Genomic DNA, 14227 nt, shown 5'->3' with positions numbered 1-14227 from the left:
TGACGCGTTTTATGGCGCGGGATCGGAGTTTGGTCAAGAGGGCAAGGACCCATCCGGAGGGAGTTCGCTCGGCGCCCGTGATGTGCTGACCACAGGGGGCAATGTCCGGCGAAAATATAGTGCATGCTCTGAGGCTTCCGCCATTCTCGCGGCGCAAATCGCAGTTAACCAGCGGACGCTGCTATAAATTGTTGGGGGAACGAGTGGGAAGATTGGTCCGGTGGGCGATCGGAGCGGCTGCAATTCTGATAGTCGCATTCGCTGCATATTTCGCATACGATTTTGGAATGCTTCGCTTCAACAATCCGTCACTGGCCCGTTATCCGATCCAAGGCATCGATGTCAGTCATCACCAGGGTGTCGTTGATTGGAAGACCGTGGCTGCCCAGCCGAACGTGCGTTTCGCAATCATAAAGGCGACCGAAGGCGGCGATCACCGGGATTCCCGGTTCGCAGAGAACTGGCAGCGTGCCGGAGATGCGGGGCTGGTGAGGGGCGCTTATCACTTTTTCACCTTCTGCCGCCCGGGCAGGGATCAGGCGCAGAATGTCCTGGCAGCCGTGCCGAAAACGCCGGATGCCTTGCCCATCGCCATCGACCTGGAATTTGTCGGTAACTGCGACAAAATACCGACGCTCGATGAAATGGCGATGGAAGTGAACGCCTTCGTTGCCGAGCTGAAGAGTGGTTTTCCGGAAAAGCCGATTTTTTACGTCACACAGGAATTCTTTGACCAATATCTGAAAGGTAATGAAAGCCGCTTTCCCGATCATTACCTCTGGCTGCGAAGCATATTCAGGGAGCCTGCGCAGGAAAGCTGCAGTCGTTGGTCGATCTGGCAATTTGCCGACAATGGTACGGTGGACGGCATTAAGGGGGCAGTGGACCTTAATGCACTGTGCCCATCAGAAACGGGCTTTGCACGTCTCTTCCCAGCCGTTGCTACAAACTGAGAACTCAGCCTATCCCGGCAGCCGGTAATCCACCAGCTTGTTCTCGCGCACGATGAACAGTTTGCCCGTTTCGGTCACACCAGGCCCGAGCAGCGGCAGGATCGCCTTCGCCACTTCGGAGGGATGCGGCAGGCTCATCGGATCTTCGCCGGGGACGGCCTGCGCGCGCATGGCAGTGCGGGTTGCGCCCGGATCGACGCTGGTGATGCGCAGTGGCGTTGTCTGCGTCTCGCCAGCCCATGTGCGCGTCAGAGCCTCGACGGCTGCCTTCGATGCCGAATAGGCGCTCCAGAAGGGGCGGCACTTATGGGCCGCGCCCGAGGACATGATGACGGCGCGGCCGGCATCCGAGCGGTTCAGCAGCGGATCGACCGAACGGATCAGCCGCCAGGTGGCGTTGACGTTGATGTTCATCACCTTTTCGAAGATCTTCGCTTCGATATGGCCGATCGGCGAGATGACGCCGAGCACGCCGGCATTGGCGACGAGGATGTCGAGCTTGCCCCAGCGCTCGAAGATCGAGCCGCCGAGACGGTCGATCGCTTCCATATCGGCGAGATCGAAGGGGACGAGGGTCGCGGAGCCGCCAACGGCCTTGATGGCGTCGTCGAGTTCTTCCAGGCCGCCGACCGTGCGGGCGCAGGCGATCACATGCGCGCCGGCCTTGGCGAGTTCGAGTGCCGTGAAGTAGCCGATGCCGCGCGATGCGCCGGTCACCAGCGCGATCCTGCCTTCAAGATTGATGTTCATCTGCCGCGGCTCCGGATATGCTTGAAAAGGTAAGGGGCGCAATAAGCGCCCCTGATCGGAAAGTCAAAGTCGAAGCGGATTAGCCGTTGCTGGCGAGCATGGAAATCTTGTTGCCCATGGACTCGCCGTTCTTATCGAGAAGGCGGGTCGGATAGTCACCGGTAAAGTAGTGGTCGGTAAACTGCGGCCGGGCCGGGTTGCGGTCCTCGCCGCCGACGGCGCGATAGAGGCCGTTAATCGACAGGAAGGCCAGCGAATCCGCGCCGATATACTTCGCCATGGCTTCGACATCAGCATACTGGTTGGCGAGCAGCTTGTCGGCATCGGGAGTGTCGATGCCGTAGAAATCCGGGAAGAAGATCATCGGGCTGGCAACGCGGATATGCACTTCCCTGGCGCCGGCCTCGCGGATCATCTGCACGATCTTCAGCGAAGTGGTGCCGCGCACGATGGAATCGTCGACCAGCACCACGCGCTTGCCTTCGATCATCGCCCGGTTCGCGGAATGCTTGAGCTTCACACCGAAGGCGCGGATCTGCTGCGTCGGCTCGATGAAGGTGCGGCCGACGTAGTGGTTGCGGATGATGCCATATTCGAACGGAATGCCGCTTTCCTGTGCATAGCCGAGCGCGGCCGGCGTGCCGCCATCGGGAACGGGCACAATCACGTCGGCATCGACAGGCGATTCCTTGGCGAGGTTCATCCCCATGTTTTTGCGCGTCGTATAGACGTTGCGGCCGCCGACGACTGAGTCCGGACGAGCGAAATAGACATATTCGAACAGGCAGAGGCGTTCGGGCTGCTGCTTGCTCGGCTTGCGCGCATCGATGCTGATCGAACCGTCGGGCTGGATTTCGCAGATGACGACTTCGCCATTCTCCACGTCGCGGATGAACTTCGCGCCGATAATGTCAAGCGCGCAGGTTTCCGAGCAGAAGATCGGCTTGCCGTCCAGTTCGCCCATGACCAGCGGGCGGATGCCGGTGGGGTCGCGCGCTGCGATCAGCTTGGTGCGCGTCATGGCGAGCATCGAATAGCCGCCTTCCATCTGGCGGATGGCGTCGATGAAGCGATCGGCCGTGGATGTATGGCGGGAGCGGGCGATGAGGTGGAGAACAACTTCGGTGTCGGATGTCGACTGACAGATCGCGCCAGTCGCGATGATCTGGCGGCGCAGCGTCAGGCCGTTGGTGAAATTGCCGTTATGGGCAATGGCGATGCCGCCCTCTTCCAGTTCGGCAAAGAGCGGCTGCACGTTGCGCATCGCCACTTCGCCTGTTGTGGAATAGCGCGTATGGCCGATCGAGATGGTGCCGGGCAGGCGGGCAAGCGTCATCGGATTGGTGTAGTGGTCGCCGACCAGGCCCATATGCCGTTCCTGATGGAAGCGCTTGCCATCGAAGGAAACGATACCGGCTGCCTCCTGCCCGCGATGCTGAAGGGCGTGCAGGCCGAGCGCCGTCAGTGCTGCGGCATCGGCATGTCCCAGAATTCCGAAAACACCGCATTCTTCATGCAGCGTGTCTCCGTCGAGCGGATCGTCGGTCGGGAAGGAATGGGACTGGTTCATTTCTGCGGGCCTTTGCTCTCACAAGAATGGATCGGCATTTCCAGTAGTATGATATCGGAAATCTTGCAGCTTTCCGATAGTTTCATGCTGAACGACGTCTGTTTCAAAGCCCGCCGGCTCTGAAACAGCTGAGGTCCGGCAGAGCGGAATGCCCGGCCGGACCTTTGTTCTTACGTCCCGCTCAAATGGCAACTGCCAGGCCGCGGGTCAAGCTAGTGAACACTGCGTCAATTCGATGGCTGCTGTGCGCCATTGTTAGGCGCGGGTGCTGCGTCTTCTGCCGGAGCCTGATCGTTGGCTGGCGCATTTTCATCCGTGGTCCGCGCGCCACCAAGCTTCTCGGTAATGCTCTTCTGGATCATTTGAGAAAATTCTTCAGGCAGGACTGCCTGCAGGCGAACGACGAGGGAATCCAGGAATGGCTTCGACTTGGCATTGTTGACCCAGGCCGGGCGATGATCTGCATCGACCAGCCAGTTCCAGAAGGCAACGGCGACGACGAGCAGAAGTATGCCGCGCGCCGCACCGAAGAGGAAACCCAAAGTGCGGTCGAGCGCGCCGATACGGCTGTCGATGATGAAATCGGCGATCTTCATCGTGATGAAGGAGATGACGATCAGCGCGATGAGGAAGACGACGGCAGCCGAACCGACGATCGCGATACGGTCATCGTCAGTATATTTCTTCGCATAAGGCACGAGATAGGGGTAGAGATAATAGGCGGCAGCCGCCGAGCCGCCCCAGCTCGCGATCGAGAGAATTTCGCGCGAGAAGCCGCGGACCATTGCCAATACGGCGGAGAAGAGCACGACGCCGATGACAATACCGTCGAAAATCGTAATGGGCATATAAATTCCACTCCAGACTGCCGCCTTGCGGGCCGCGTCGCGCCTTGTTTGGCAGATCCTATAGCATCCCCGCTATCGGTGATGAAGGATCAAACGTCTTCTTCCACACGCTGCAGCGCCCCTTTCGAGCCGGCAATGCGCGCGACCAGATCCGGCAGGCTCTCGATCTCGCTCCAGCGACCGCTGCCCCTCGGCAGTTCGGCGGAGCCGGACGGTAGCAGAGCTGCCGAAAACCCCAGCTTTTCGGCTTCTTTAAGGCGCTGGGCGGTTTGCGCAACCGGCCGGACGGCGCCCGACAGACTGACTTCGCCGAAATAGACGCAATCTGCCGGAAGGGCAATACCGGCCAGCGAGGAAACGAGAGCCGATGCGACGGCCAGATCGGCTGCCGGTTCGGAGATGCGGAAGCCGCCGGCAATGTTGAGATAGACGTCATGCTGGCCGAGCCGCACGCCGCAATGGGCCTCCAGAACCGCAAGGATCATCGACAGGCGGGCTGAGTCCCAGCCGACGACCGCACGCCGAGGCGTGCCGAGTGAAGTGGGGGCAACCAGCGCCTGCACTTCGACGAGAACAGGCCGCGTGCCCTCCATGCCGGCAAAAACCGCTGCACCCGGTGATTTCTCGTTGCGCTCGCCGAGGAAGAGTTCCGAGGGGTTAGCGACTTCGCGCAGGCCCTTGTCCGACATTTCGAAGACGCCGATCTCGTCCGTCGGTCCGAAGCGGTTCTTGACCGTACGCAGGATGCGGTAGTGATGGCCGCGGTCGCCCTCGAAATAGAGCACCGCATCGACCATATGCTCGACCACGCGCGGGCCGGCGATCTGGCCGTCCTTGGTCACATGACCGACGAGCACCATGGCCGCACCCGTCTGTTTGGCAAAGCGGATCATCGACTGCACGCCGGTGCGCACCTGTGTGACCGTACCCGGTGCGGATTCGGCGAGCTCGCTCCAGAGCGTCTGGATGGAGTCGATAATGACGAGGTCGGGGCGCTTGCCTTCCGCGAGCGTCGCGAGAATATCCTCGACATTGGTTTCAGCAGCAAGCAGCACATCGGTATCGGCTGCCGCCAGCCGCTGCGCCCGCAGCCGCACCTGCGCTACCGCCTCTTCGCCCGAGACATAGATGATCCGGTGCCCACGCCGCGAAAGGGCAGCCGCTCCCTGCATGAGCAGCGTGGACTTGCCGATGCCGGGGTCACCGCCGACGAGCACGGCCGAACCGCGCACGAAGCCGCCGCCGGTGACGCGGTCGAGTTCGGAAATGCCTGTATGGATGCGCGGCGCTTCCTCGATTTCACCGGAGAGAGCCGTCAATGCGACCGGACGGCCCTTCTTCGGCGTCTTGGCGGGGCCGCCGCCGATGCCGCCCATCGGGTCTTCTTCGACGATCGTATTCCACTCGCCGCAATTGTCGCATTTGCCCGCCCAGCGGTTATGCACCGCGCCGCAGCTCTGGCAGATGAATTGTGTCCTGGCCTTGGCCATCAATGACTGCTTTCACGTAGAGCCGCCTGGGCGGCCGAATCGGTTTCGCCCTAGATAATGGCTTCCTGCACCGATCAAAACTAATGATTTTCCTATCAGTGGCCGGGCTGGCAGCATCGGAGGGCTCTCAAGGGATAGGCCATGCTCGATTATTCGCTCGCTCACTGGATCGGTTTTTTGACCGCGGCGGTTCTTCTAAACATCTCGCCCGGTCCGGACATGGCCTTCATTCTCGGCCATACGATGAAGAGCGGCACGCGCGCCGGCTTCTCTGCCGTCTTCGGCATCTGGACCGGCGCCTGCATCCACGTGCTTCTCGCCGCCTTCGGCCTGTCGGCGATCCTTGCCGCCTCGGCAATCGCCTTCTCCACCGTCAAATGGGTGGGCGCGATCTATCTCGTCTGGCTCGGTATCCAGGCGTTGCGCTCGAAAGGCGAGGGCGGCTTCGTGCGGGCGGCAGGCGAAACACTCGGCTGGCGGCGCATCTATCGGCAGGGCATGCTCGTCTCGCTGCTCAATCCGAAGGTAGCGATCTTCTTCCTCGCCTTCCTGCCACAATTCGTCGTCGAGGGCGCAGGTCCGGCCTGGCTGCAGCTTGCAGTCCATGGCGGTCTGATCATTGTCGTAGCCGTCTTTATTGAGTCGCCGCTGATCCTTGCGGGAGGGCGCCTTGCTAATGCCTTCAAACGGAATGCAAAGATTGGCCTGTGGCTAGACCGCGGCCTCGGCGTGCTGTTCGTGGCGCTCGGCGTTCGCCTCGCGTTCACGACACGCTAAGTCCCTATTCCTCGTCCATCTCGTACTTGCGCTCGTGGCGCAGGCCGATGCTCGTCAGCATCTCGTAACCGATCGTACCTGCGGCCTTTGCCGCATCGTCGACGAGGATGTTCTTGCCGAAGAGTTCGATATAGTCGCCGGCGCGAATGGCACCTTCCGGCAGGTCGGTCACGTCGAAAATCGTCTGGTCCATGGTGATGCGACCGGCGACCGACACCTTTTGGCCGGCAACGAAGCCCTGTCCGCCCTGCGGCACGGCCTGGCGCAGCGGCACGCCGTCGCTCGACTGGCTGCGCATATAGCCATCGGCATAACCGGCCGAAACGATCGCCAGCCGGCTGTCGCGCTTGAGCTGCAGTGCTCGCCCGTAGCTGACGGATTCACCGGCCTTGACCGTGCGGATCTGGATGATGCGCGCTTCGGCCGTCGCCACCGGTCGCATCGGGTTCGCCATGCCATTGACGGCCTGCCCGCCATAGAGCGCGATGCCCGGCCGGGTGAGATCGAAGTGATAGTCATCCCCGAGGAAGATGCCGGCGGACGCCGCCAGGCTTGAATCGATACCTTCATAAGCAGCGCTAACCCTACGGAATGATCCAAGCTGCTGCTTGTTCATCGCAGAGGAGTGGTCGTCGCCGCAGGCCAGATGGCTCATGACGAGAGCAGGCGCGAAACTCGCGGGCCGCGACACGTCGTCGGCAAGAGCGAGCGCCTCGTCTACCGTCAGGCCCAGCCGGTTGAAGCCGGTATCGACGTGGAGTGCGCATGGGTAGTCGCCGTAATCGGCAAGCACCGCCATCCAGAATGCAAGCTGCTCTTCCGAGGAGATGATCGGCACGAGATCGTTTTCGAAGAAGCGCCGCTCGGTGCCTGGCCAGATGCCCGCCAGCACGAAGATGCGTGCCTCAGGCGCAAACATGCGCAGGGTGACACCTTCATCGACGGTCGCGACGAAGAAATCCCGCGCGCCGGCAAGATAGAGCGCTTCGCCGGCATCCTCGATCCCCATCCCATAGGCATCGGCCTTGACGACGGCAGCCGTACGCGCCTTTCCCGAGCGTCGGGCCATTTCCCGCCAGTTGTCGGTCAGCGCCGTCAAGTCGACGGTCAGCCGCAGGCCGGCGGAGGCGAAAAGGTCGTCGTCTTCAAAGGGAATGGAAAAATCTGTCATGAATCGCCGCGCTGAAAGGGAAAGGAAAATCGCTGCAAACACTCTAAAGAGCATTGTGGCAAAGAGAAAGCATGAGAGGCGACATACCAGCCTTTCCCACATGCGATCACTTTTGTTCAAGACGGACAACTGGCGGCGCGCTAATCTGACGGGATGCAGAACGTTTCGCAAAAAGAGGCGGCAGACGCCATGCCGCTTGCCAAGGTGGAATCGGCCCGCTTCTGGCGGGACAGCCGTTTTCGCGACATGGAGTGTCTGAGCGCCAGTTTTCTTACGCATGAATACGCGCCGCACGCCCATGACACCTTCAGCATCGGCGCGATCGAAAGCGGCAGCCAGATCGCGACCCTGAGCGGAAAGCGGGAAGAAACCGGACCCGGAGACCTCTATCTGATCGATCCCGGCGTCGTGCACGACGGCGCTCCGGGTGGGGAAGGGTATCGCTACCGGATGATCTATCCGGACACCAAGCTGTTCATCGACATTCTCGAAGACGTCACCGGCAAGGCTTTCAACGCCACTCCGTCCTTCGCCGGGCCTCTGCCGCGCGATCCGCAGCTCGCCAAAGCCTTCCATATCGCCCACCGTACGCTTGAAAGCAGAGCAGGCGCGCTGGAATCCGATGAAAACATGTTTTCGGTGCTGGCTGCGATCTTCGCCCGCTATGGCAGCACCATCGTCGTGCCCATCGATACCAAGGAGCGCAGTGCTGTCGCCCGCGCCCGCGACTACCTGATCGAGAATTTCGAAATTGATGTGGGACTGGAAGAACTGGCCAAGGTGGCGGGGCTCAGTCGCGCCCATTTAATTCGCGCTTTCCGCAGAGAGTATCACATCACCCCGCACGCCTTCCTGACGGACCGCCGTGTTCTTGTCGCAAGGCGGCTGCTGAGGGAGGGACACATGCCCGCCGATGTTGCGCTTCAGTGCGGCTTCGCCGATCAGGCACATTTCACACGCCACTTCAAATCCCGCACTGGCGTTACTCCCGGCCAGTTCCGTGTCGGTTGATCACTTTCGTTCAATACAGCCCTTAGCGGCCTCGGCTACCTCTCCGCCGTCTTGATGTGGAGGTTGCCGATGTTGCAACAGAGTAAGCCAGTCGGCAAAAGTCTGATCCGCGAATTTCTTGGCGGAGTGCGCGCCATTCTTCCCCTGATCGTCGCAGTCCTGCCGATTGGCCTGGTCTTCGGCGCGGTCTCGGCCACCAAAGGGCTTTCGACACTGGAAACGACGCTGATGAGTGCGCTCGTCTTTGCCGGCGGTTCACAATTCGTGGCGATGGATATCTGGACGCATCCGGCAAGCTGGATCGGCGTCGGCTTCGCGGCCCTGCTCGTCAATATCCGCCATGTACTGATGAGCGCCTCGATCGGCACGAAGATGCAGTCCTTCTCCGGCATCAAGCGCTATATTGCCATGCTGTTCCTGGCCGATGAGCTCTGGGCCATGGCGGAATTCCGCGCCGGAACGACACGGCTCACACCCGCCTGGTATGCCGGTATCGTCACGCCCTTTTACCTGACCTGGGTCGGTTCATCGCTTGCAGGAGCGTTGCTCGGCGCCTTTCTCGGCGATCCCGCCGTCATCGGCCTCGACTTCGCCTTTCCGGCCGTCTTCGTCGTGCTGGTGATGGGCTTCTGGAAGGGGGCGGAAACCGGCGCGGTGCTTGCCGCAAGCGGAATTGCTGCGGTTGCCGTCCACCAGCTCGTGCCGGGGGTCTGGTATATCGCAGCCGGCGCGCTGGCAGGACTTGCAATGGCTGTCTGGAGAGGCAGAATGCGGGAGCAGGCGGCATGACGCTCGATTTCAGTACTTTACTCGCCATTCTTGCTATGGCCGCGGCGACCATTTTCACCCGCATCAGCGGCCTCGTGCTGATCCGCTATGTGGAGATTGACGAACGCCGGAAAACGGCGATCGAAGCCATTCCACCCGCGGTATTGATGGCTGTGATCGCCCCGACCGCCTTTGCGGCCGGTTGGGCGGAAACGTTGGCCTGTGCGGTAACGGCAATCGTTGCCAGACGCCTACCGATGCTGGCAAGCGTCGTCATCGGCGTCGCGACAGTGGCCTTGTTGCGGGCAGCTGGTTTCTGAAAGAACATTGACGCGGAAAGCCCGCGTCAATGTTCCTCATACTGCGTGAAGGACGGATCGGCGAGATCGGCAAAGCGTGTGAATTCCGACTGGAAGGCAAGTTTTACCGTGCCGGTCGGTCCGTGACGCTGCTTGGCGATGATGACATCGGCCGTGCCCTTGACCTTGTCGAACAGCGCTTCCCATTCCGGATATTTTGGATCGTGGATATCGCGCGGTTCCATGTTCTTGACGTAATATTCCTCGCGGAACACGAACAGCACGACGTCGGCGTCCTGCTCGATCGAGCCCGATTCACGAAGGTCGGAAAGCTGCGGGCGCTTGTCTTCGCGGCTTTCGACGGCACGCGAGAGCTGGGAGAGCGCGATGATCGGCACGTTCAATTCCTTGCCGAGTGCCTTGAGACCCGTTGTGATCTGGGTGATTTCCTGAACGCGGTTATCGCTGGATTTGCCGGAGCCGGTCATTAGCTGCACGTAGTCGACGACAAGCACGTCGAGCCCGCGCTGGCGCTTGAGGCGGCGGGCGCGTGCCGAAAGCTGGGCGATCGAGATACCGCCGGTCTGGTCGATATAGAGCGGCACCTTCTGCATCATCATCGAGCAGGCGACGAGTTTTTCGAAATCGGCATCGTTGATGTCGCCGCGGCGGATCTTCGAGGAGGAGACTTCCGTCTGCTCGGAGATGATACGCGTGGCGAGCTGTTCGGACGACATTTCGAGCGAGTAGAAGCCGACGACGCCGCCGTTCTTGGCCTTCATGCTGCCGTCCGGCTGCACTTCGCCTTCATAGGCGGCTGCGATATTGTAGGCGATATTGGTCGCGAGTGAGGTCTTGCCCATACCGGGACGGCCGGCGAGCACGATCAAGTCCGAGCGCTGCAACCCGCCCATCTTGGAATCGAGTGAGTGAATGCCGGTGGAAATGCCGGAGAGACCGCCGTCTCGCTCCTTGGCAACGGCTGCCATGTCGATGGCGAGCGCTACGGCATCGTTGAAGGCCTGGAAGCCGCCGTCATAGCGGCCATTTTCGGCAAGCTCGAACAGACGGCGTTCGGTGTCCTCGATCTGCGCTTGCGGCGGCATGTCGAGCGGCGCGTCATAGGCGATGTTGACGACATCCTCGCCGATGGTGATCAGCGCGCGGCGGATGGCCAGATCGTAGATCGCCCTTCCATAGTCTTCGGCGTTGATGATGGTGACGGCGCCGGTGACGAGGCTTGCGAGATACTTGGAAACGGTGATGTCCCCGACCTTCTCGTCGGCCGGCAGGAAGGTCTTGACCGTGACCGGGTTGGCGATCTTGCCCATGCGGATGATGTCGCCGGCGACCTCGAAGATCTTCCGATGCAGCGGCTCATAAAGATGGATAGGTTTGAGGAAGTCCGAGACGCGGTAGTAGGCGTCGTTGTTCATCAGGATGGCGCCGAGCAGCGCCTGTTCGGCCTCGATGTTGTTCGGCGCTTCTCGATAGTGCTGCTCTGCGGGAGCACCGGCGGCAATCTTTCGTGCAGCTTCGTTCATCGTCATCCGTACTGTCTTTTTCCAAAACCCGGATTTGCAGGGCCGTCTACGTAAAATCAAGTGCTTCGCAGCAACAGCTTTCAAGCGGTCATCAAATCGGTGGTACTGTGCCCGTTGTTCGACTTCTCCACAGTCGGAGGGCCAGTGGATAGAAAATATCCGAACTGTCACCTGTAGGACACGCCGCCTTTGGCGACTCACTTCTGCATTTTTTCATTTTAACGTTCCCGGCTGCAGGGCGCAGCAAAAAAGCCCGGCGCGAGCCGGGCTTTTCGGTCTGTATCCCCTGGGAAACAGAAGTTATGCCTCGTCTTCGTCGATGCCGTCGGCTTCCGGATCGAAGAAGTCTTCCGGACGCAGGGCGTCTTCGTCAACGCCGTAGATGGCATCCACAGAGGTGAGCTCTTCGCCCTTGGACTGACGCTCGGCTTCTTCCGCAGAACGGGCCACGTTCAGCTCGATGCTGATCTCAACTTCAGCATGGAGCTGCAGCTCGACCTTGTGCAGGCCGATCGCCTTGATCGGCGTGTTGAGGTGAACCTGGTTCCGGGCGATGTTGAAGCCTTCGGCGGCCAGGATGTCGACGACGTCACGGGCAGCGACCGAGCCGTAGAGCTGGCCGGTTTCGCCGGCAGAGCGGACGACGATGAAGGACTTGCCGTCGAGAACGTCGGCGACCTTCTGGGCTTCGGTCTTGCGCTCGAGGTTGCGGGCTTCGAGCGTTGCGCGCTCGGCTTCGAAACGGGCCTTATTGGCAGCGTTGGCGCGCAGTGCCTTGCCGAGCGGCAGGAGGTAGTTGCGCGCAAAGCCGTCGCGAACCTTTACGGTTTCGCCCATCTGGCCGAGCTTGGAGATGCGTTCGAGGAGAATGACGTCCATGGTGTTTTTCCTTTCTTGTTCTCAGATTTCGGTATCGTTTTGTTTGGGGGCATGGGCATCCTTGGCCGGGGTCAGGGCGATCGCCTTGCGGGTATCGGCGAGACCAAGCACGAGGATGAAAAGAGCTGGCAGCATCATGGTGGACGCCAGGTAGCTCAGGATAAGGGCCGGCAAGCGCCAGTCCTTGCCGCGCGTGCGGAAATGCAGCGCGGCGAAGCCGGACATCAGGAAGCCGGCGCCGAAGGCTCCGACGACCGTGGCGCCGATCATCGCAGGAACTCCGCCTATGAAAGTGGCGGCAAGACCGGCGAGGAAGATGAAGATCGAATTGCGGTTCATGCGCAGCGACGAAGGGATATCCTCGCGCGGACGCAAGCTCCTGCCGGAAGCGGCAACGATGCGTGTTGCGATGTAATAGGCGGCAAACAGCATCACCACCCAGATGCCACCCTGCAGCGCGGGCAGCATGAGGACGACGAGCGACTTCGTCTGCGCAGTCGCGGCCGGATCGGGGACGAATGTCGGCTGCTGCTCCTGCAGCGAGGCCATCAGCACATCGACCATCTGGTCGGTGATTTCAGGCCCGTAGCCGATCATGATGCCGGTCACGATGACGGCGAAGGTGACGAGACCGCAGAGATGCAGCAGGATATCCGAAAGCGGATACCAGGCGAGCAGATTGTCGGGGCCGCCGAGTTCGGAGGCCGGGCGCGCAAGGTTCGCAAGGTGGCTCAGCCACCCCGCCGGCAGCAGCGTCACCAGCGTCATGACGAGCGCGAAGGACGGGGAAATAGCGATCGCGCCGAGCACAGCAGCGGTGACGACGGCGGAAATGGCGGCGAGATTGCCCCAGCCGAGGCCGACGAGCAGGATCGGAAGTGCTGAAGCGGCATAGAGCACGGCACTGAAAGACGGCTGCATGCTCGCGCCAAGCACCAGCAAGGCGGCGGTCAATCCGGCGAGTGCGCCGATCGCAAGCGTTTTCGGGTCAGGTCGTGTCACTTCGCTGTCCTGCTTAACAAGCAGTTAGAGGATTTCCCTGAAAGAGTTCGGGAGATGCCTCAACATGGGTTTTAAGGTTCCGATCCGCGCCCATCGCGGAAGGGGGAAGCCCCGGATCGAAATCCGGAGCTTCAAGCTTCATTAGGCGACGACGTACGGCAGCAGGCCGAGGAAGCGGGCGCGCTTGATCGCCTGGGCGAGTTCGCGCTGCTTCTTCTGGGAAACGGCCGTGATGCGGGACGGAACGATCTTGCCGCGCTCGGAAATGTAGCGCTGCAGCAGACGGACGTCCTTGTAGTCGATGCGCGGAGCGTTTGCACCGGAGAACGGGCAGGTCTTGCGACGACGATGGAACGGACGGCGGACCGGAGCGGAGGAAGATTCAGACATTCTTATTTCTCCTTATGCACGGTCTTCGCGGGGAGCGCGATCAGGACGCGGGCCACGCTGGAACTCGCCGTCACGGCGCGGCGGACGGTCGCCGAATTCGCGGCGCGGGCCACGGTCGCCGCCTTCACGCGGGCCGCGGTCGTCGCGGTCGCGCTTCTGCATCATGGCAGACGGGCCGTCTTCGTGCTTTTCGACAGCAATCGTCATGTAGCGAAGAACGTCTTCGCTGATGCGCATCTGACGTTCCATTTCCTGGATCGCAGCGGCCGGTGCATCAATGTCCATCAGGGCGTAGTGAGCCTTGCGGTTCTTCTTGATGCGGTAGGTGAGGGACTTGAGGCCCCAGTTTTCGATACGCCCGACTTTACCGCCGTTTGCTTCGATCACGCCCTTGTACTGTTCTACGAGGGCATCGACCTGCTGCGACGTGATATCCTGTCGGGCAAGGAATACATGTTCATAAAGAGCCATGACAGCTTTGCCTTTCTTGCGTTGATCAGAACCCGGCATTCGGCGGCTAAGCCTCAACGACTGCTCCTGAGAGGCGGCTAGCACCAAGCAAGAAAAGCGTTTCCGAGACGGTCGAGAGCGGAGACACGGGAGGCTGGAACGCTTCCGTTCCGAACGGTTTGCAAAATGCAAACCGGCCCTCCGTTCAGCCACCAGCCAGAAGACCGGGTTAACGAACAGGCGCGCTTATACGGGTTTTTGCGCGAAAGGCAAGCGCATATGGCCGAAAAGCCTGTCGTGTGCTTGCAAGCCAGAAGCGGCAGGA

Annotated in this window: 15 protein-coding genes; 5 read left to right on the top strand and 10 right to left on the bottom strand. The window is 61.0% G+C overall.

Translation table 11 applies throughout. The annotated features are described in order from the left end of the window. Nucleotides 1-203 precede the first annotated feature (203 nt). Nucleotides 204-953 (top strand): GH25 family lysozyme, encoded by a 750-nt coding sequence (locus tag FHT78_RS13130; protein WP_183744295.1) that lies wholly within the window; start codon nucleotides 204-206, stop codon nucleotides 951-953. 9 nt (nucleotides 954-962) lie between these two features. Here the strand turns inward: FHT78_RS13130 and FHT78_RS13125 are convergent, their stop codons facing one another. The 4 genes from FHT78_RS13125 to radA form a co-directional block, all read right to left on the bottom strand. Next, nucleotides 963-1703: an SDR family NAD(P)-dependent oxidoreductase gene (locus tag FHT78_RS13125; protein ID WP_183744292.1), complete on the bottom strand. Its 741-nt coding sequence runs from the start codon at nucleotides 1701-1703 to the stop codon at nucleotides 963-965. Nucleotides 1704-1782: 79 nt separating this feature from the next. Next, the gene (gene purF, locus FHT78_RS13120; RefSeq protein ID WP_183744288.1) at nucleotides 1783-3273 is read right to left on the bottom strand and encodes an amidophosphoribosyltransferase; all 1491 of its coding nucleotides are present in this window, start codon (nucleotides 3271-3273) and stop codon (nucleotides 1783-1785) included. Nucleotides 3274-3500: 227 nt separating this feature from the next. Next, the gene (locus FHT78_RS13115) at nucleotides 3501-4121 is read right to left on the bottom strand and encodes a CvpA family protein (protein WP_183744285.1); all 621 of its coding nucleotides are present in this window, start codon (nucleotides 4119-4121) and stop codon (nucleotides 3501-3503) included. Nucleotides 4122-4210: 89 nt separating this feature from the next. Beyond that, complete coding sequence (gene radA / locus FHT78_RS13110) at nucleotides 4211-5611, bottom strand: DNA repair protein RadA (protein WP_183744282.1); 1401 nt, start codon at nucleotides 5609-5611, stop codon at nucleotides 4211-4213. 141 nt (nucleotides 5612-5752) lie between these two features. Here radA and FHT78_RS13105 point away from each other — a divergent pair, with 141 nt between their 5' ends. Continuing rightward, complete coding sequence (locus FHT78_RS13105; RefSeq protein WP_183744279.1) at nucleotides 5753-6388, top strand: LysE family translocator; 636 nt, start codon at nucleotides 5753-5755, stop codon at nucleotides 6386-6388. Between the two features lie 4 nt (nucleotides 6389-6392). Here the strand turns inward: FHT78_RS13105 and alr are convergent, their stop codons facing one another. Next, complete coding sequence (gene alr, locus FHT78_RS13100) at nucleotides 6393-7559, bottom strand: alanine racemase (protein ID WP_183744276.1); 1167 nt, start codon at nucleotides 7557-7559, stop codon at nucleotides 6393-6395. Nucleotides 7560-7748: 189 nt separating this feature from the next. Here alr and FHT78_RS13095 point away from each other — a divergent pair, with 189 nt between their 5' ends. The 3 genes from FHT78_RS13095 (at nucleotide 7749) to FHT78_RS13085 (ending at nucleotide 9658) form a co-directional block, all read left to right on the top strand. Next, a complete protein-coding gene (locus FHT78_RS13095; protein WP_183744273.1) occupies nucleotides 7749-8570 on the top strand; it encodes an AraC family transcriptional regulator in 822 nt (273 codons plus the stop codon). Between the two features lie 69 nt (nucleotides 8571-8639). Next, nucleotides 8640-9359, top strand: a complete 720-nt coding sequence (locus FHT78_RS13090; protein ID WP_183744270.1) for an AzlC family ABC transporter permease — start codon at nucleotides 8640-8642, stop codon at nucleotides 9357-9359. Continuing rightward, nucleotides 9356-9658 carry an AzlD domain-containing protein gene (locus tag FHT78_RS13085; RefSeq protein ID WP_183744267.1) on the top strand — a complete coding sequence of 101 codons (303 nt, stop codon included), beginning with the start codon at nucleotides 9356-9358 and terminating at the stop codon, nucleotides 9656-9658. The genes FHT78_RS13090 and FHT78_RS13085 overlap by 4 nt, the downstream gene beginning before the upstream one ends. 26 nt (nucleotides 9659-9684) lie before the next feature. Here FHT78_RS13085 and FHT78_RS13080 read toward each other — a convergent pair whose 3' ends face one another. The 5 genes from FHT78_RS13080 to rpsF form a co-directional block, all read right to left on the bottom strand. Further along, complete coding sequence (locus tag FHT78_RS13080) at nucleotides 9685-11181, bottom strand: replicative DNA helicase (protein WP_183745334.1); 1497 nt, start codon at nucleotides 11179-11181, stop codon at nucleotides 9685-9687. Between the two features lie 300 nt (nucleotides 11182-11481). Continuing rightward, nucleotides 11482-12060, bottom strand: coding sequence for a 50S ribosomal protein L9 (rplI, locus tag FHT78_RS13075; RefSeq protein WP_183744264.1), 579 nt, complete (start codon nucleotides 12058-12060; stop codon nucleotides 11482-11484). A gap of 21 nt (nucleotides 12061-12081) precedes the next feature. Continuing rightward, a complete protein-coding gene (locus FHT78_RS13070; protein WP_183744261.1) occupies nucleotides 12082-13062 on the bottom strand; it encodes a DUF2232 domain-containing protein in 981 nt (326 codons plus the stop codon). A 141-nt stretch (nucleotides 13063-13203) separates the two neighbouring features. Next, nucleotides 13204-13452 (bottom strand): 30S ribosomal protein S18, encoded by a 249-nt coding sequence (rpsR, locus tag FHT78_RS13065; protein WP_007531286.1) that lies wholly within the window; start codon nucleotides 13450-13452, stop codon nucleotides 13204-13206. A gap of 12 nt (nucleotides 13453-13464) precedes the next feature. Then, nucleotides 13465-13923, bottom strand: coding sequence for a 30S ribosomal protein S6 (gene rpsF / locus FHT78_RS13060; protein ID WP_183744258.1), 459 nt, complete (start codon nucleotides 13921-13923; stop codon nucleotides 13465-13467). Between the last annotated feature and the right edge of the window lie 304 nt (nucleotides 13924-14227).

This window comes from Rhizobium sp. BK196, from assembly GCF_014193255.1.
GTDB lineage: Bacteria > Pseudomonadota > Alphaproteobacteria > Rhizobiales > Rhizobiaceae > Rhizobium.
The sequence above is the reverse complement of the archived record's forward strand: the minus strand, read 5'-3'. Positions and strand labels throughout refer to the sequence as shown.